Source organism: Haloplanus aerogenes (assembly GCF_003856835.1).
Lineage (GTDB): Archaea > Halobacteriota > Halobacteria > Halobacteriales > Haloferacaceae > Haloplanus > Haloplanus aerogenes.
The window spans coordinates 348,572-366,001 of the sequence record NZ_CP034145.1; the positions used below are offsets into that span (position 1 = coordinate 348,572).

The 17,430-nt window shown below is 66.8% G+C and carries 20 protein-coding genes and 2 tRNA genes; 16 read left to right on the forward strand and 6 right to left on the reverse strand.

Features of this window, described 5'->3' with window-relative positions; translation table 11 throughout:
* Nucleotides 1–66 precede the first annotated feature (66 nt).
* Complete coding sequence (locus DU502_RS01730) at nt 67–1,848, forward strand: site-2 protease family protein (protein WP_121920079.1); 1,782 nt, start codon at nt 67–69, stop codon at nt 1,846–1,848.
* 70 nt (nt 1,849–1,918) lie between these two features.
* Here DU502_RS01730 and DU502_RS01735 read toward each other — a convergent pair whose 3' ends face one another.
* Nucleotides 1,919–2,161: a zinc ribbon domain-containing protein gene (locus DU502_RS01735; RefSeq protein ID WP_121920078.1), complete on the reverse strand. Its 243-nt coding sequence runs from the start codon at nt 2,159–2,161 to the stop codon at nt 1,919–1,921.
* Nucleotides 2,162–2,258: 97 nt separating this feature from the next.
* Here DU502_RS01735 and DU502_RS01740 point away from each other — a divergent pair, with 97 nt between their 5' ends.
* The 5 genes from DU502_RS01740 (at nt 2,259) to DU502_RS01760 (ending at nt 7,464) form a co-directional block, all read left to right on the forward strand.
* A complete protein-coding gene (locus DU502_RS01740) occupies nt 2,259–3,731 on the forward strand; it encodes a heme-binding protein (protein WP_121920077.1) in 1,473 nt (490 codons plus the stop codon).
* An 86-nt stretch (nt 3,732–3,817) separates the two neighbouring features.
* Nucleotides 3,818–4,717 (forward strand): acyltransferase, encoded by a 900-nt coding sequence (locus DU502_RS01745; RefSeq protein ID WP_121920076.1) that lies wholly within the window; start codon nt 3,818–3,820, stop codon nt 4,715–4,717.
* Nucleotides 4,718–4,747: 30 nt separating this feature from the next.
* The gene (locus tag DU502_RS01750) at nt 4,748–5,833 is read left to right on the forward strand and encodes a PQQ-dependent sugar dehydrogenase (RefSeq protein WP_121920075.1); all 1,086 of its coding nucleotides are present in this window, start codon (nt 4,748–4,750) and stop codon (nt 5,831–5,833) included.
* Nucleotides 5,830–6,552 (forward strand): Nmad3 family putative nucleotide modification protein, encoded by a 723-nt coding sequence (locus DU502_RS01755; RefSeq protein WP_121920074.1) that lies wholly within the window; start codon nt 5,830–5,832, stop codon nt 6,550–6,552. The genes DU502_RS01750 and DU502_RS01755 overlap by 4 nt, the downstream gene beginning before the upstream one ends.
* Nucleotides 6,553–6,693: 141 nt before the next feature.
* Nucleotides 6,694–7,464, forward strand: a complete 771-nt coding sequence (locus DU502_RS01760) for a response regulator (RefSeq protein WP_121920073.1) — start codon at nt 6,694–6,696, stop codon at nt 7,462–7,464.
* A 268-nt stretch (nt 7,465–7,732) separates the two neighbouring features.
* On the opposite strand, the gene DU502_RS01765 is transcribed toward DU502_RS01760, so the two are convergent.
* A tRNA-Gly gene (locus DU502_RS01765) sits at nt 7,733–7,803 on the reverse strand.
* 109 nt (nt 7,804–7,912) lie between these two features.
* Here DU502_RS01765 and DU502_RS01770 point away from each other — a divergent pair.
* The 5 genes from DU502_RS01770 (at nt 7,913) to DU502_RS01790 (ending at nt 10,540) form a co-directional block, all read left to right on the forward strand.
* On the forward strand, nt 7,913–8,335 hold the full coding sequence (locus DU502_RS01770) for a hypothetical protein (protein WP_121920072.1): 423 nt from the start codon (nt 7,913–7,915) through the stop codon (nt 8,333–8,335).
* A gap of 50 nt (nt 8,336–8,385) precedes the next feature.
* On the forward strand, nt 8,386–8,694 hold the full coding sequence (locus DU502_RS01775; RefSeq protein WP_121920071.1) for a hypothetical protein: 309 nt from the start codon (nt 8,386–8,388) through the stop codon (nt 8,692–8,694).
* Between the two features lie 105 nt (nt 8,695–8,799).
* A complete protein-coding gene (locus DU502_RS01780) occupies nt 8,800–9,657 on the forward strand; it encodes an NAD+ synthase (RefSeq protein WP_121920070.1) in 858 nt (285 codons plus the stop codon).
* Nucleotides 9,658–9,765: 108 nt separating this feature from the next.
* A complete protein-coding gene (locus DU502_RS01785; protein ID WP_121920069.1) occupies nt 9,766–10,425 on the forward strand; it encodes a DUF7114 family protein in 660 nt (219 codons plus the stop codon).
* Between the two features lie 43 nt (nt 10,426–10,468).
* Nucleotides 10,469–10,540 (forward strand) — tRNA-Thr (locus DU502_RS01790).
* Between the two features lie 188 nt (nt 10,541–10,728).
* Here the strand turns inward: DU502_RS01790 and DU502_RS01795 are convergent.
* Both DU502_RS01795 and DU502_RS01800 read right to left on the reverse strand, forming a co-directional pair.
* A complete protein-coding gene (locus DU502_RS01795) occupies nt 10,729–11,214 on the reverse strand; it encodes a hypothetical protein (protein ID WP_121920068.1) in 486 nt (161 codons plus the stop codon).
* Nucleotides 11,215–11,403, reverse strand: coding sequence for a UPF0175 family protein (locus DU502_RS01800; RefSeq protein ID WP_241966789.1), 189 nt, complete (start codon nt 11,401–11,403; stop codon nt 11,215–11,217).
* Between the two features lie 109 nt (nt 11,404–11,512).
* On the opposite strand from DU502_RS01800, the gene DU502_RS01805 reads away from it, so the two are divergent.
* From DU502_RS01805 to DU502_RS01815, 3 genes are all read left to right on the forward strand, one after another.
* Nucleotides 11,513–12,595, forward strand: a complete 1,083-nt coding sequence (locus DU502_RS01805) for a hypothetical protein (protein WP_121920066.1) — start codon at nt 11,513–11,515, stop codon at nt 12,593–12,595.
* 360 nt (nt 12,596–12,955) lie between these two features.
* Entirely contained in the window at nt 12,956–13,516 is a 561-nt protein-coding gene (locus tag DU502_RS01810) for a hypothetical protein (protein ID WP_121920065.1), read from the forward strand.
* 396 nt (nt 13,517–13,912) lie between these two features.
* Entirely contained in the window at nt 13,913–14,383 is a 471-nt protein-coding gene (locus tag DU502_RS01815) for a DUF7384 family protein (protein WP_121920064.1), read from the forward strand.
* A gap of 21 nt (nt 14,384–14,404) precedes the next feature.
* Here the strand turns inward: DU502_RS01815 and DU502_RS01820 are convergent, their stop codons facing one another.
* Both DU502_RS01820 and DU502_RS01825 read right to left on the reverse strand, forming a co-directional pair.
* Nucleotides 14,405–14,995: a hypothetical protein gene (locus DU502_RS01820; protein WP_121920063.1), complete on the reverse strand. Its 591-nt coding sequence runs from the start codon at nt 14,993–14,995 to the stop codon at nt 14,405–14,407.
* A gap of 40 nt (nt 14,996–15,035) precedes the next feature.
* Entirely contained in the window at nt 15,036–15,710 is a 675-nt protein-coding gene (locus tag DU502_RS01825) for a non-canonical purine NTP pyrophosphatase (protein WP_121920062.1), read from the reverse strand.
* 103 nt (nt 15,711–15,813) lie between these two features.
* Here DU502_RS01825 and DU502_RS01830 point away from each other — a divergent pair, with 103 nt between their 5' ends.
* Nucleotides 15,814–17,046 (forward strand): translation initiation factor IF-2 subunit gamma, encoded by a 1,233-nt coding sequence (locus DU502_RS01830; RefSeq protein WP_121920061.1) that lies wholly within the window; start codon nt 15,814–15,816, stop codon nt 17,044–17,046.
* A 17-nt stretch (nt 17,047–17,063) separates the two neighbouring features.
* A complete protein-coding gene (locus tag DU502_RS01835) occupies nt 17,064–17,429 on the forward strand; it encodes a DUF188 domain-containing protein (RefSeq protein ID WP_121920060.1) in 366 nt (121 codons plus the stop codon).
* Nucleotide 17,430: the final 1 nt, after the last annotated feature.

Sequence of the window (17,430 nt, forward strand, 5' to 3'; positions counted from 1 at the left end):
CAGCCGACGGCGTAGATTCCGACCGTATCCGAACGCCTTTTGCCGTCGCGGCCTTCGCTCGGATAGATGAACACGCTGCTGTGGGTGCTCGTCGGCGTCCTCGTCTACTCCCTCGTCGCGAAGGCGCTCCAGATCCGGGGCTATCTCCCGGACGCTATCCGCTTGCAGGGTCCCATCGCGACGATTCACACCCGTCGTGGACGCGCCCTCCTCACGCGTCTCGCGCGACCGAAGCGCTTCTGGCGGGCGTACAGCAACGTCGGCGTCGGCGTCGCCTTGGTCATCATGGCCGGGATGTTCGTCCTCCTGCTCTTTCAGGCCCTGACGATCCTGCAGAATCCGCCGGCGCCGTCGGCGGTCAACCAGCCACAGAACTTCCTCGTCGTCCCCGGCGTCAACGACTTCCTCCCCCTCGCCGTCGCGCCCGAAATCCTCTTCGGCCTGCTCATCGGCCTCGTCGTCCACGAGGGCGGCCACGGCCTGCTCTGTCGGGTCGAAAATATCGACATCGAGTCGATGGGCGTCGTCTTCCTGGCGTTCATCCCCATCGGCGCCTTCGTCGAACCCGACGAAGAGAGCCAGTCGGACGCGAACCGCGGCGCCCGAACCCGGATGTTCGCGGCCGGCGTGACCAACAATTTCGTCCTCACCGCCGTCGCCTTCGCGCTCCTCTTTGGCCCCGTTATCGGCGCGGTGGGTGTCGCCCCCGGCGTCGCCGTCGACGGCGCCTACCCGGGATCGCCTGCAGCGACGGCCGGCGTCGACCACGGCGACCGCATCACGGCCGTCGCGGGGACTGAGGTAACGTCCGAGGGCGACCTCGACGACGCGCTCCTCGCCGCCGAGAACCGAACCGTCGCGGTCGAGATCGACGGCGAGCGGACGATCCGCGTCGAGCGCTCGCTGACGGTCGTCGGGAGCGTCGGCAGCAACCCCGCGAACCTGACCGTTGAGGACGACCCCATTCGGGTGCAGGCGGTCAACGGCACGGCGGTCCACACCCGCGGCGAGTTCCGGGACGCGGTGGCCGACAGCACCTTCGCCCGCATCGAGACGACGGCCGGCGAGCGCACCATCCCCGTCGGGGCGTACGTCACGCGCGTCGCTCAGGACGGCCCCCTCGCCAACGCCAGCGCGCCCACGAACGCCTCACTCATCATCACCAGCATCGGCGGTGAGCGCGTCACGTCCTCGACCGATCTGGCTCGCGTGCTCGACGGCTACGACCCGGGCGACCGGGTGCCCGTCCGCACCTATCAGGACGGCGCGTTCGAGACGTACACCGTCACGCTCGGCGAGAACCCGCGGGACGGTAACGGCTTCATCGGCGTCGACATCTTCCCCGGCACGAGCGGCCTGCTGATCACCGACTTCGGCGTCAGCACCTACCCCGCCGGCACCTACCTCGAACTGCTCGGTGGCTCCGACGGCACCGACGGCGGCGCCTTCTCCGGGCTAGTCGACTCGCCGTTCGCGCTGGTCTACGTCGCGCTCGTCCTGCCGCTCGCCTCCGTCGTCCTCGGCATCCCCAACTTCCCCGGATTCACGCCTGCAGTGACCAACTTCTACGTCGTCGAGGGACCGCTCGCCCCGCTGGGCGACGGCGTGTACATCATCGCCAACACCCTCTTCTGGGCGGCGTGGGTCAACCTCCAGCTCGGCCTGTTCAACTGCATCCCCGGCTACCCGCTCGACGGCGGCCGCATCCTGCGGACGTGTACCGAGGCGGTGGTGTCGCGGCTCCCAGTCACCGACTCCGCACGCATCGTGCGCACCATCACGACCAGCATCGGCCTGACGATGCTCGCGTCGCTCATCCTGATGATCTTCGGACCGCAGTTGCTCTAACGGCCCGACCGTTCACCAGCCGACCTTTTACTGCGTTCGCTCGCGGTCGACGACGTTCACCGCAACCGCCTCACTCCGCTCCGCCGTCCAACGGTTCCCCGCAGTACTCGCAGACTTCCTCGTCGACGGCGGTCCGCGCGCCACACGACGGGCAGTTGACGCGACGCTCGTCCGACGCGTCGCCGCCGTACAGCGCCCGAACCTTGGCGAACTGGAGGGCGATGGCCGCGAGGGCGAGGGCGCAGAACGCCAGCAGGAACGCCACGCGGCCGCCGGCGCCGCCAAGTTGCAGTGCGGCGCTCTGGTGTGGCATCAACTCACACGTTCGCCACGGGAACGGATAAATCGCCGTCCCTCCCGACGACACGGAACACGCAACTCCCATACTCCCCCGGTTCCAACGGTCGCCTATGCGCGAGCCACCGCAGACGGACGAGGGCTGGTACGTACTGCACGACTTCCGTCGGATCGACTGGGCGGCGTGGCGTGACGCCCCCAAACGGGAGCGCGACCGGGCCGTCGAGGAGGGCGTGGAGTACCTCGAAACCCACGAGGCAGTCGCGGACGCCGACGACGGCGCCTCCGCCGTCTTCGCCATGGTCGGGCACAAGGCCGACCTGCTGATCGTCCACCTGCGTCCGACGCTCGACGCCCTCTCGACGGCCGAGCGCCGGTTCGACCGGACGGCTCTCGGCGCCTTCACCGAGCAGTCCACCTCCTACGTCTCCGTCACCGAAGTCAGCGGCTACGTCTCCGACGCGTACTTCGCGGAGGACGAGGAGGAGGTCGATCAGGGGCTGAAGCGGTACATCGAGGGGAAACTCGAACCCGACATTCCGGCGGACCAGTACATCAGCTTCTACCCGATGAGTCGCAAGCGGGGCGAGCAGGACAACTGGTACGACCTGCCCTTCGAGCGCCGCCGCGAGATGATGAAAGAACACGGCGAACACGGCCGTGAGTTCGGCGGTCGGGTGAAACAGATCGTCGCCTCCTCCGTCGGCCTCGACGACTGGGAGTGGGGCGTGACGCTCTTCTCCGAGGACCCCACGGACCTCAAGGATATCGTCTACGAGATGCGCTACGACGAGGCGAGCGCCCGCTACAGCGAGTTCGGCCCCTTCTACGTGGGTCGGCGGTTTCCGCCGAGCGACCTGCCCGCGTTCCTCGCGGGAGAGACGGTGCCGACCGGCGAGGACGATGGCGAGGGGCACGCCCACGCACACGGTGAGGGCGGCCATCACGGCGAGGGTGACGGCCACGACCACGGTGACGCCCACGGCGACGACGACACCGACGAGGACGGCATCCGCGGCAAACTCGAGGATCTGAACATCTACGCCGGCAAGCCCCACGGCGAGGACGTGTACGCGACGGTGCTCTACTCGGAGGCCGACGCCGACGACCTGTTCGAGGAAGTCGACGGTCTCCGGTCGAACTTCGACCACTACGACACGCACGTCAAGACCGCGGTGTACGACGCCCTCGAACGCGACCGGCGGGCGGTCGTGAGCATCTGGGACACCGCGAGCGCCGCCGACACCGCCGCGGGCTTCCTGTCGGAACTCCCCGGTATCGTCAGTCGGGCCGGCGAGGAGTCCGGCTTCGGCACGATGGGCATGTTCTACACGGTCAAGCCGGAACACCGCGACGACTTCGTCGAGAAGTTCGAGACGGTCGGCGGTCTGCTTGCGGACATGGAGGGTCACGGCGAGACGGACCTGATGATCAACCGCGAAGACGAGAACGACATGTTCATCGCCAGCCAGTGGCGCTCCCGCGAGGACGCCATGAACTTCTTCCGCTCCGACGAGTTCTCGGACACCGTCTCGTGGGGGCGTGACGTACTCGCGGACCGGCCGCGACACGTTTTCCTCGCGTAGGTGCGTCTCCCTCGCGTCGAGTGGTAGTGCGCGCGCTGCGCGCACACCCGAATCCCTTTGGCTACCCCCGACTTACGACGCCTGCAATGACCAAGCGACACGTCTCGCTCCCCGTCGAGGCCGACGCGGGCGTCGGGGAGTTCGTCGACTACGTGGACGAGCGACTCTCCTCCGACGAGGACACGTGCGAGGTGGTACAGGACGTGCTGATCGACCTGTTCGGTGACCGCGAGGCGTACGAGCGCTGGCAGAACGGCGGCGACGTGTCGCCCACCGAGCGCGTTCGTCTGCAGGGGTACGACCCCTGTAACGCCACGCTCGAGAGCGAGTATTACGCGGAGAAAGACGAGGACCGCTTCCAGCGGTCGAAACACCTCCAGTGGCTCTGGCGGCAGTTCGACGCCACGCCCATGGCCGACAACGTCGAGTTCGCGCTTCGCTTCCGGCAGATGCTCGCCGACCACCTCTTCGCCGAGTGTGGCGACAACTGCCGATTTTTCAAGGGTATCTCCTTCACCTACGGCCACAACATCTCCGTCGGCGACAATGTCGTCATCCACGACGACGTCCACCTCGACGACCGGGGGCAACTGACCATCGGCGACCGCGTCTCCATCTCCGACGGCGTCCACGTCTACAGCCACGACCACGACATCGTCGACCAGACCGAGGTGCGCAACTACCACACCGTCGTCGGCGACGACGCCCGCGTCACCTACGATGCGATGGTGAGCGCGGGGTGCCGTGTGGGCGAGAACGCCGTCGTGGGCGCCCGAGCGGTGGTGCAAGTCGACGTGCCCGACCACCACATCGCCGTCGGCATGCCGGCCAAGAGCGTCCGCGTCAAGCCCGGGTGGGACGAGGTGGCCGCGCCGCTCGACGCCGGCGGCGAGAACCGGAAGGAGGAGCGCCGCATCCACTACGACCTCCCCGACGACCTCGACGTGTTCGACGAGTTCCAGCGCGATCTGACCCCCCCGAAGTAGGCTTTTCCCGCTCCAGTCCTACCCCCCGATATGGACCGCCGACGCTACCTCGTGACCCTCGGGGCCGCCGCCGTACTCGGCGGCTGTGCCGGGCGGTCGGGTTCCGACGGGGACGATACTGCCGCCACCACCACCGACAGCGGCGTCGCCGTCGAGACGCTCGCCACCGACCTCGAGGTTCCGTGGGGGGCTGCCTACCGCGACGGCACGCTCTACCTGACCGAGCGTCCGGGGCGGATCGTCCGTCTCGTCGACGGCGAGGTCGACCCAGTCGTCGATGCCGTCTCCGGTGTCGAACACGTCGGCGAAGGTGGCCTGCTCGGCCTCGCCTTCCACCCTTCGGAGCCGTACGCCTACACCCACCAGACCTACGAGACGGCCGACGGTCTGGCCAACCGCCTCGTCCGTCACGACCTGACCGACGACTGGGCGGGCGACCCGCTCCTCACGGATATTCCCGGCGCCCCGATTCACGACGGCGGTCGCCTCCTCGTCCACGACGACGCTCTCTATATGACCTGCGGCGACGCCTCCGTCGGCTCGAACGCCCAGCAGCGCGACGTACTCGCGGGCTCGGTCCTCCGCGTGACGCTCGACGGCGACCCCCACCCCGACAACCCGTTCGACTCCCCCGTGTTCAGCTACGGCCACCGCAACCCGCAGGGTCTCGTCGTCCGTGACGGGATGCTCTACAGCACCGAACACGGGCCGCGGGTCGCGGACGAGATAAACGTCCTGCGGCCGGGGCGGAACTACGGTTGGCCCGAGGTGCGCGGACAGAGCGACGACGACCGCTTCACCGATCCGATCACCAGTTACTCGCCCACCATCGCGCCCGCGAGCGCGGCGTTCTACGACGGGCCTATCGAGGCGTGGCAGGGCGACTTCTTCTTCGGGACGCTCAAGGCCGAACACGTCCGCCGGATGCGGTTCGAGGGGACGGGCGACGCGGCCACCGTCGTCGAAGGGGAGCGACTGGTCGAGGGCGAGTACGGCCGGATTCGGACGGTGTTCACCGGGCCCGAGGGCCACCTCCACGCCGTGACGAGCAACCGCGACGGCCGGGGGTCGCCCGTCGCGTCCGACGACCGCCTTATTCGGTTCGTGCCCGCATGAGCCCGCAGGGCCGCCCCCGAGCCATCGCCATCAACGTCGGCGCCAACACCACGCTCCCCGGCTTCCGCGGTCCCGTCCGCCCTGACGGCCGGTTCGCGTACGTTCCCATTCCCGAACGCGAACCGACGGCCGAATCGGTGCCGACGTACGGCGACCTCTCCTTTCCGCTCGACGTAGACGTGAGCGAGGTGGCCGACCGGCGAATCCACCTCGACCCCGAGTTCGCGGGTGTCCACGGGTCGACGACCTACACCTACGGCGACGAACACGGCGTGAAGGCCGGGCCGCTGTCGACGCTCGACTCCGGCGACTCCCTCTTTTTCTACGCGACGCTCTCGCTTCGGGGCGACCCCGCCGATGCGCCCGACTTCCCGCCCGAGTGGGGCGCCTACCTGATCGGCGAGTTTCGGGTCGAACGAGCGATCACGGGCGAAACGTACCGGGGCCTCGTCCCTGCGGACCGCGACCGATTTGCGAGCAACGCCCACGTCAAGCGCGAGGATTTCGACGCGAAGGTGCTGGTGGCTGGGAGCGACGAATCCCGACTTCTGGATCGGGCAGTGCCGCTGAGCGCACCCGAGGCGGGTGCGACAGCCGGGACGCTGGTGACCGAGCTATCGAGCGATTCGGGGAAGGGGCCGTGGTGGCGTCGGGTGTTGCGGTACGACGCGGAGGCGACGGAACGGTTGCGGGGCGTGATCGACGAGCGGCAGCCGTAGCGCCAGTGCGTACTTCCCCGACGATGTCCCGCTCGGCACATCGAACGGCGACGAATCTGCTGGCTACTGATGCTGTCGTGTCGCGCCGGGCCGAATCCGTAGAGCCGATAGTTAAATGACATCATAATATGAATTATTAACATGGGTATTCGAGCACGTCCTTCCAACCAGTCTACTGGGTGGCACATTATCGTCGTCGACGACGATCAAGATCTCGTCGATACGACCGCCCTGATGCTCGAACAGCGCGGCCTGGAAGTGACGACTGAAACCGACCCGCAGGCCGTCATCGACGCTCTCGACGATGGGCTGTCGTGTGTGGTCAGCGACTACCAGATGCCCCAGATGGACGGGCTGGAGTTACTCGCGGCAGTTCGAGCCGAGGATCCCGACCTGCCGTTTATCCTGTTCACCGGCCGGGGATCCGAGGAGATTGCGAGCGAGGCCATCGAAGCCGGCGTCACCGACTACCTCCAGAAGGGAGGACAGGAGCAGTACGACCGATTAGCCAACTGTGTCGCATCGGCTATCGAGAACTACCACAATAAACGGGTAGCTAGGAAGCGTCGACGCCAGTTCGAAGCCATCTTCGAGAACGCCTTCGACGGCATCTTTATCCTCGATGTCGCCGACGCCGTGATCGTCGATGCGAATCCTCGGGCCTGTGATCTCCTCGAATATTCCTACGAGGAACTCGTCGGAACCGATATCGCCGAGATTCATCCCGAGGATTACGAGCTGTATCTCGACATCGGCCGCACCTTGATCGATACCGACAGCTGTCGGCGCATCCAGTCGATCTGCTACACCCGTAACGGCGACGCCATCCCCTCCGATATCACGGCAGCCCCGATGGAGTACGACGACGAGACGTTCCTGCTGACCATCATGCGGCCACAATCCCCGCGATAGGGGGCTCTCGTCGGTCGATTTTCTTCCAGCGATTTTCTCGCGTCGCTCGAAAATGCGCCGTCCGGGATTCCCGCGAGTGGAGCGAGCGGGAAGTCGGACGGCAAACGACCGTAGGGAGTGCGCCGTCCGGGAATTGAACCAGAATCAGACGTGCTCGCTCACTCCGTTCGCTGCGCGCGACTGATAGGGTTCAATTCCCGAGTCACGTACTCCTTCCTCACGGCTCGCTCGTCGCTGACGCTCCTCACTCGCAGTGGTCGGAAGGAGATGCGCCGTCCGGGAATTGAACCCGGGCTAGTGGCTTGGGAAGCCACTGTCCTACCACTGGACCAACGGCGCGCGTCGACGTGCGAACAAAGGCCCATGAATCGTATAAATACATCGGATGCGGGACTGCCGGTGCCCCATGCCCGATGACGCTATCTCCGTTGACACGTTATCGTACCACATGAACCTTCGACGGTGGACGCCGCTCACCTTCCTCGCCCCGGATCGCTACGTCGACCGCGACGACTGGTGGCGGACCTTCGATTTCGACGCGTGGTCGCGGTCCGTGTACGAGTGGACGGCGGACGCCTGGAACGGATTCCGGGATTTCGCCCAACAGCCACGCGCGTGTGTCGAGACGGGCCGCGGCGACTGCGAGGATTACGCCCTCGTCGCCCTCGCGTCGGCCGTCGCTCGGGAGCGTCCCGCCGTCGGCATCGCGTTCTGCTGGGAACTTCCGTACCCGTGGCCGACCCACGTCATCGCGTTCGACGACGACTTTGTGTACTCGTCCGGCGATATCGTCGAGACGAGCGTCGACGAGTGGGTGCGCGCGTCCCGGTACTCGTTCGCGGTTCGGCGACGGCTACGGTCCGCGGTCTGACCCCCGCGGCGAACGAATTATATCGCCGCCCATCGTAGCTCGAAACTGACATGACGGCCCAACAATCGTTCGCGGTGTATCTGACCGAGGAGGCGAGCATCGACGACGGCGACCACCTGCAGGCCGACACCATCGACTTCTACGACTCCGGCGTCTGGGTGTCACACGCCGGCGGACGGGACTTCTTCCCGTACGAACGCGTCCTCCGTATCCGGGACGGTGCCGCCGACGCCGACGCTGGCGCCGACACCGCGCCCGATGTCGAATCTGTCGAGGACGACCAGCCGACCGGGGAGCGGCGGGACGCGTCCAGCGGAACGGCCGGTACGGTCGACGACACCCAACTCGACGTGGAGTGAGGTGAACTGTCGGTCCGGTCGGTTTGCTATCTTCTGCGCGAACGCGCGTCCATCGGATTCCCCGAACGCGAGAGTATTTCAAAGCGGCAGCCGTATTAGTGCTCGATGAGCGACGAATCCGTCATTGTGGCAGAGTCGGCACCGCTCGATCTGCGCCTCTCAGAGGACGAACTGGCGGCGACGCGGGAGCACATCACGGCGTTCATCGAGGACGTGGTCGACCGCGCCAGCGCCGAGGGGGCGGTCCTCGGCCTCTCGGGTGGGATCGACAGCACGCTGACGGCACACCTCGCGGTCGAGGCGCTCGGCACCGACCGCGTCCACGGCCTCGTGATGCCGAGCGACGTGAACGCGGCGGACAACATGAGCGACGCCGAACGCGTCGCTCGTGATCTCGACATCGAGTACGACGTGATCGACATCGGCCCGATCTTCGACGCCTTCGTCGACGCCTTCCCCGGCGAGACGACCGACGAACGGGTCGAGACCGACCCGCTCCGGACGGCCGCCGGGAACGTCCGGGTGCGGATTCGGGCCGTCCTCGACTACTTCGTCGCCAACGCGGAGAACCGGGTCGTCCTCGGGACGGGCAACCGGAGCGAGGCGCTCACCGGCTACTTCACGAAGTACGGCGACGGCGCGGTCGACTGCCACCCCATCGGCAACCTCTACAAACAGCAGGTGCGACAGCTCGCCGCCCACCTCGGCGTTGACGACGACCTCGTGCACAAGACGCCCTCCGCGGAGATGTGGCTGGGCCAGACCGACGAGGCCGAGATGGGCGTCGGCTACGACACGCTCGACGCTATCCTCGCGCTCCACGTCGACGGTCCGCTCTCGCTCTCGGCCACGGTCCGCCACCTCGACGTGACCGCCGAGCAGGTCGAACGCGTCGTCGACCTCTACGAGCGGAGCGCACACAAACGCGAGATGCCGCCCGCGCCCGATCCGCTGTACCTGTAAATCGGTGCGTTCGGTGGCGCCCTGTCACCCACACACTCTGCCCCGCTGGCCGACGCGCTGGCCTGCGTTTCCAAAGGTCTTTGGCTCTCCCACCGCTACCAATCGGTAATGGACAACGCCGTACGGGCCCGGCGTGCCGCCTGCGACGCGCTCGCCGACATCGAACCCGAACGGCTCCGCGAGGTGCTTCGCGACCGGCTCGCGGACGCCTCGATGACGCCCAGTGTCCTGACGTTGCTGAGCGCCCACACGCTCGATCCGAGCGTCGACGCCGCCCCCCTCGCCGAACGGGCGGCAGGCGTCCAGCTCATCTACGAAGGCCTCCGGCTCACTCGCACGCTGGCCCACGACGAACCCTGGGCTGACGGCGAGAACGACGCCGCGCGGCAGGCCGACCTCGACATCCTCGCCGCCGACGTGCTCGTCTCCCGGGGGTTCTACCTCCTCGCCCGGACCGAGACGGCCGACCGCGCCGTCGAGGTCGTCCGGGCGTTCGGCCGGAACCAGACGCGTCGTCGCCAGGCCGACACCGACCACGAGACGCTCGACCGCAACCTCGAAGCCGACGTGTTCGCCCTCGCCGTCGCCGCTGGCACGACCGCCGTCGGCGTCGCTCCGGGTGACGAACTCCTCGACTACGCCGATGGCCTCGCTCGCGAGTTCGAGGGCGACCTGCCGCCGCCCGAATCGGCCCTCCCCGACTCGACGGCCGACCGTATCCTCGCGCTCGCCGGTGGCGACCCTGCCCCCTCCGCCGCCGACCCGTAAATCGAAACCAATAAAGACGGCTCCGGCCAAGCGGTGTACGCGTGCCTGGGTAGCTTAGCGGTAAAGCGCGTCCTTGGTAAGGACGAGAGCCCGGGTTCAAATCCCGGCCTAGGCTTTCTGTGAACTCGAACCCCGAGCGACAGCGAGGGTTCCGAGTGAACGAAAGCCGCCCGTGGATTTGAGTCAGTCAGTCGCAGCGCGACCGCAGGGAGCGACCGTCTGACGCTGTTCAAATCCCGGTCTAGGCTTGCGCCTGCGGCGCAGACTGCACACGCTCCTACGATTCCTCGTCCAGTAACTCGTTCACGCTTTCGACCGGCGCGTAGTACCCTCGGCGTTCCCGCCACGTATCGAGCCAGTCGTCAGCAGTTTCGCTGGAACCGTCCCGCATTCGACACCTAGCACGAGCAGTCCAATCGATCCCGTGACGGGAATCTCCCTGTTCTCGGCGACTCGGCGGGCGGCCAGGTCGTCCGTCGCTACCGTTCCACCGTGGGCGAGCACTCCCGGTATCGATTCTGCTTCATCGGCGCCGAGCCGGTCACGGATATCCGAGTCGTCGGCTTCGGACGGTACCTCTCGAACGGGTAGCGACTCGCTGAGGGCATCGACTGCTACGCCGAGATACTCGTATTCGGACCGCGCTCCGCCTTCGATCTCCTTCCGAACGGCTGGTACGACGACCGACGATTCGAGTACTGTCGTGAGAAATCCAATTCCGTCCGTGCTGGCAAAGTTGCTGACGACGGTCGCGTCGAGAAATACCGGACCCGGATACCGTCCAGCCATCTACTCGCCAAGGTTCCGGGCGGTGTCGAGTTCCTCTTCCAGCTGGTCGTCCGTCCGCGGCCCGTACAGCGCGTCGAATCCGGCGTCCCGAAGCACTTCCTCGAACTCCCAGCGGGACATCCCTGCCGCTTCGGCGGCCTTCCCGAGAGAAATCTCGCCGAGGACGTACTGGCCAACAGCAGTCGCCAACTCGTCGGCCGGGATGGTCCGTCAGACCGACCCACCCAGACGTAGTGTCCGTCTTCTGTGAACACTGTGCTGGGTAAAGTTTGAAACCGGGTGCGGAAAATGAGCACGTATGCCGGAGGGGACACAGAATCGGTTCCGTGACCGCCTTCTCACCGAAGCAATCGCTGAGTGGCTTCAGTTCGATGTGCTTGCACGCCGCCTCCCCGGCCCGGACCTTTACCCACCGTACCTTCTCGTCGCAGTCGGCATCGGGATCGAATACGGGATTTTTGATCTCTACAATTACTTTATCTCCGGAAAGAACTCGTTTCTGGTCGAGCCCAATTCGCTGGCAGTCCCAGCGATGGTCATTCTCGCAGTCGTTGGAGGGCGGTATATTCACGATAGCTATGCCAGTGCGATTGCTGCACTCCGAATCGAAGACAGAGACTCGGATATCGACGCCACACCATTCGAGTCGTTGGTCCCCTTTCGGCTCCGTGTCGGTGTCCTGCTGGTGGTTGTGATCGTGAACAACGCGTTCGGGTTCTTCGTCTTAGGCTGGGGGAATTTGATTGCGATCGACGGGATCGGACTGTTCCTCTTCGGAACCCTCGTGACGTTCCCGTTGATTTATTTACCCGCTATCGTTGATTTCGGCCTCTCGTATTTTGCCGTCCACGTGTCGGTCCCGCGGCGATTGCAGCGGGCCGATCTCGGCCTGTTCTTCTATGATCCGCGGAAGATGGGCGGCTTTGGCCCGATCGGTGAGTTGCTCAAACGCTCGTACTACGTCTACACCGGGGCACTGCTGCTGTATTTCGTCCAGACGTACGCACCGGTGCTACTCTCGGAGTTCACGACAACACCCTACGGAACCCCCGGCCCAGTCATTCAACTCACGCTGTCTGTTGCCTGGATTGTGGGTATTCTAACAATTGGGTATTCGATGTCCCGGGTGCACTCGATAATGAAAGCCGAGAAAGACCGGCGAATCCGGGAATTGGAAGATGACCTTCGGAACACGATGGACAAGCCCTTCGACATCCACGAGGCCGAAATCGCCGACGAATCCGAATACGAACGGATCACGACCCGGCTACAGCACGTTCGAGACACGAAGACCTACCCGACGACGTTCACGATGTGGTCGCAAATTTTCATCAGCGTACTGCTGCCACAGGCACTCAATCTTGCGGTCGGCGTTATCTAACCGCTGTTGATTGGCTCGCTGGCCGATGCCCATGGAGTACGTGACGTAGCTGTTGAAACCGACCGGCATTCAGGCCTTCGCGGAACAACTCCGCCAGATCAGCGCAGAGGATTCCGTGCTGAATCACCACGCCGTAGCCGCGTTCGGTCGTCTTCCAATCTTCGAAATCGTGCTTTTCTGCGCCTCGTGGAGGCGCTCGCCCCCGCGTCAGGCATCCAGCGTCGGTCCTTTCCCGAACCCCTGAACGACGGTGTCCCCGCCGCCGACTCCTCGATACTATAGTTTCAAGTCGCCGCCACCGGAACGCTTCGGCGTTCCGTCGTGTTGCCGGTAATCGAGTGGTTCGGGGGTGGGGTGTGGATGTCAGGAGCCGCGGGCTTTCTCGCCGTCGAGCGCGCGTGGCTGGCGTTCGCGCTCAACGCCGTCGGCTTCGTCGCCTGCGGGGCGTTCGTCCGGGTGTGCGGTCGTCGCGTCGTCCGGCGCGAGTTCGGCCGTGCCCACCCGGTACCGGCGAACGTCGTCGACCGGGGCCTCCGGCTAGCCGCCCGACTGATTCTCCCACCGTTGCTCGTCGGGACGTGGATCCTCGCGTTCACGGCAGGGATCCTCGTCCTCGCGCCGACGTTCGACGTGGTCGCCACGGCGCTGGCGTCGCTCGGGATCGCCGTGACCGTCAGAGCGGCGGCCCAGTACAGCGAGGGGTTCGCCGAGACGCTCGCGACGATGCTCCCGTTCGCCCTGCTCGGCCTCGCCGTCCTCGACGGCGTCGTGACGCGCTCGCTGTCGACCGTCGTCGACGTGCTCGACCGCCTCCTCGCCCACTGGCCAATCGCCGTCTACGGATTGGTGGCGCTGGTGCTCGTCGACCTGGCCTTTCGCGCCGTTGGCCTCGCGGTCCGAACGGTTCGTGACGCTGGATAATGGATTCGCACCCCGTCTCGGTACCCGGCCCCGTGAGCGTGTGAACGGAGCTTCGGCTACCCGTCGCCGAAGGCGGCGCCGTGGGGGAACGGCGCCGAGCACCGAGGTGCCAGTGGGGTGTGCCGGGCGCGCGGGTGGGGAGGATGGGAACTGAAGCCGGTGGTGCGCGCCCGGTCGTACACTTGCCAGCCCCCGACTTAAATATGCGTCAGACATGCGGATGCCGTCACGCGATACGCGCCGGGGAAGGCTCTTTGTGGGGGCCCACCGACGCTCACGTGTGACTTGGGCCGACCTCTTCGAACGCGCCGAGCGCTACGATCCGACCGAGTCGGACGTGACCGATACGCTTCGCCGGCACCGCGCGGACGACGCCGACGGCGAGGTTGCCGGCCGATGATCGAGCCGTCGCCCGCCCGCGTCACCGCCGACGCGGACGTACTCGCCGCCGACGTACTCGTCGGCGGGCCGTCGCGGGCGGCGCTCGATCACGTCCGCGAGCACTCGTGGCTGACGCTCGTCGCCAGCGACCACTTGCTCGACGACGCCGAGGCCGTGATCCGCGAACTCGGCGACGCCGCCCTGGCCCGGGACTGGCGCACCCGCATCGAGCGGGAGTGCGAGTTCGTCTCCCACCCCGCCGAGGATCACCCGGCGCTCGCCACGGCCTACCGCGGCGGCGCGATGCACCTCCTGACGCTCGACGACTCGCTGCGATCCGCATCTGCCGGCGCCGCCCTCCGCGGCCGCGTCGAGACCAGTCCCCGTCATCCCCGCGCCTTCGACACGCTGTTCGACGCCGAGAGCCTCTACCGCGAAGTCGTGGGCGGCGAGTACCCGGGGCCGGATCGGGACCCGCGGGCGTGATGCGGGCGAGGCGCCCCGTCGCTACAGCCCACCCAGTCGCCCCCCGAACCGCCAGTACGTCACCGCCGGCGACAGCGCGAGCAGGACACCGAGCCCCGTCGTCGTCGCCGTCGTCCGCCAGTCGAGCGTCACGCCGAGCGTCCGGTACCGCCACAACTGGAGGGTGACGAACGCCCCGCCGGTCAGCAGGCCGCCGACGACGGCGCCGGCCGGCACCACGACCCCACGCGGGAGCGGCAGGCCGGCCAGTTCCGCACCGACGAGGACGCTTCCCACGCACGCGGACGCGACGACGTACCCGAAGCCGACGACGACGTGCCGGACAGCCACCGCGGCCGTGGACGGATTTCCGGTCACCGCCTCCGGCGAGGCGTAGCCCGCGCTCCCGGTCCACACCAGCGGGAACGTCCCGACGGCGACGACCGCCGCGTACGGGGCGCCGTTGAGGACCGCGAGGATCAGGATCGCGACCGTGATGAGGTACGCTTCGACGAGCGACAGGGGTCCCGCCGCCACGGCCGGAACGACGAGCAGAATCGCTGCCGCGAGGCCGACCACGAGGACGGGGACCGAACAGGGAACCGACCGCTCGGAGAGCTGGTGGAGGGCCATACGGACCCGTTGTCCCAGCGGGACCAAGTGCGTTCGGCCGCTATCGCGTCGCGTACCACTCCGAGAACTTCCCGAGCGCCCGGCCGCGGTGCGAGACGGCGTTCTTTTCGGCGGCCGTCATCTCCGCGAACGTCTGTCCCTCGTGTTCGAAGATGGGATCGTAGCCGAAGCCGCCGTCGCCGCGCGGTTCGACGATGCGCCCGCGGACGACGCCCTCGAACAGCTTGACGGGGAGGGTAGTCGCGTCGTCTTCGTCGTCCGCGCTCGCGGCCGCGGCGGCCGCCCGATCCCCGCGGTCGATGGGGTCGGGACTGGCGTCGAAGGGGTCGCCGTCGCAGTAGGCGAGGACACAGCGGAAGGCGGCGCGTGCGGGGTCGGCCGCCTCGTCGGACTGCGTCCGACTGCCCGACACGTCTCCACGAGACGTGTCGCGTGCGAGCTCACCCACGCGTTCGATGCCCAGCGTCTCCTCGGCGTACGAGGAGTAGGGGCCGGGGAAGCCGTCGAGGGCGTCGATAAAGAGACCGGCGTCGTCGACGAGGACGGGTTCGCCGGCGTGGCGGTACGCCTCGCGGGCGCCGCGAGCGGCGATGGGTTCGAGTTCGGGTGACTGGATCTCGGTGTAGTCGAAGTCGAGTTGCGAGACCGATCCGTCCGAGAGGTAGTCGCGGGCTTCGCGGACTTTCCCCGCGTTGGTCGTGACGTACCGGAGCATAGCGGTCGTGGGGTCGGTCGAGGCAAAGAGGCGTCGATACCGGCGTCGGCAAACAGCAAGTTTATCACCGCCAGGGGGCGAAAATCCTCCAAGATTACTCTCAATGGCGACGGAAACACACCAGCAACCGGAGGTGAACATCGGCCTCGTCGGCCACGTCGATCACGGCAAGACGACGCTGGTCCAGGCTCTCAGCGGGTCGTGGACCGACCAGCACTCCGAGGAGATGAAACGCGGTATCTCCATTCGGCTCGGGTACGCGGACGCGACGTTCCGCAAGTGTCCCGGGGTCGACGAACCGGAGGCGTTCACCGTCGACGAGACCTGTCCAGACGGCTCGGAGAGCGACGTGCTCCGGACGGTGTCCTTCGTCGACGCCCCCGGTCACGAGACGCTGATGGCGACGATGCTCTCGGGCGCGGCGCTCATGGACGGGGCGGTGCTGGTCGTGAGCGCGACCGACCCGGTCCCGCAGGCCCAGACTGAAGAACACCTGATGGCGCTCGACATCATCGGCGTCGAGAACATCGTCATCGCCCAGAACAAGATCGACCTCGTCGACCGCGAGCAGGCGGTCCGCAACTACGAGGAGATCGAAGAGTTCGTCGAGGGCACCGTCGCCGAGGACGCCCCCATCGTCCCCATCAGCGCCCAGCAGGAGGTGAACATGGACCTCCTCATCGGCGCCATCGAGGAGGAGATTCCGACGCCGGACCGCGACGAGAGCAATCCGGCGCGGATGTTCGCCGCCCGCAGTTTCGACATCAACCGCCCGGGGACGACGTGGGAAGATCTCAGCGGCGGTGTCGTTGGCGGCAGTCTGGTCGACGGCACGCTCGAAGTCGGCGACGAACTCGAACTCCGCCCTGGCCGCGAAGTCGAGGAGGGGGGTCAGACCGAGTGGCGGCCCATCACGACCGAGGTGCGGTCGCTCCAGGCCGGCGGGCAGTCGGTCGAGGTGGCGCGCCCCGGCGGCCTCCTCGGCGTCGGTACCGGCCTCGATCCGTCGCTCACGAAGGGTGACGCGCTCGCGGGCCAGGTCGCCGGCGAACCCGGGACGCTCCCCCAGACCTACGAGTCCTTCGAGATGGACGTGGAACTCCTCGACCGCGTCGTCGGCGAGGAAGGGGAGGAGATCGAGGAGATCTCGACGGGTGAGCCGCTGATGCTCACCGTCGGCACCGCGACGACGGTCGGCGCCGTGACCAGCGCCCGGTCCGGCGAGTGCGAGGTATCGCTCAAACGGCCCGTCTGTGCGGAGGCCGGCGACCAGATCGCCATCAACCGCCGTGTCGGCGCGCGCTGGCGACTCATCGGCATCGGCACGCTCAAGTGACAGGACCACCCGTCGCCATGGACACCAGCGCGCTCATGATGCCGGTCGAATGCGACGTGCGGCTGTTCGACGAACTCGAACGCCTGCTCGGCGAGGCCGAGTTCATCACGCCGCCCGCGGTGATCGCGGAACTCGACCGGCTGGCGACGGGTGCGAGCGAGGAAGCCACCGCCGCCAGCGTCGGTCGCGATCTGGCCGAGCGGTGCCGCGTGGTGGAGACGGATGCATCGTACGCCGACGACGCGCTCGTCGAACTCGCCGACTGCGGCGAGTGCGAGTACGTCGTGACGAACGACCAACCCCTCCGGGACCGCCTGCTCGAACGCGGCGTTCGGGTAATCGGTTTAAGGGGTCGGAACACACTGAACATAACACAACCTTAGC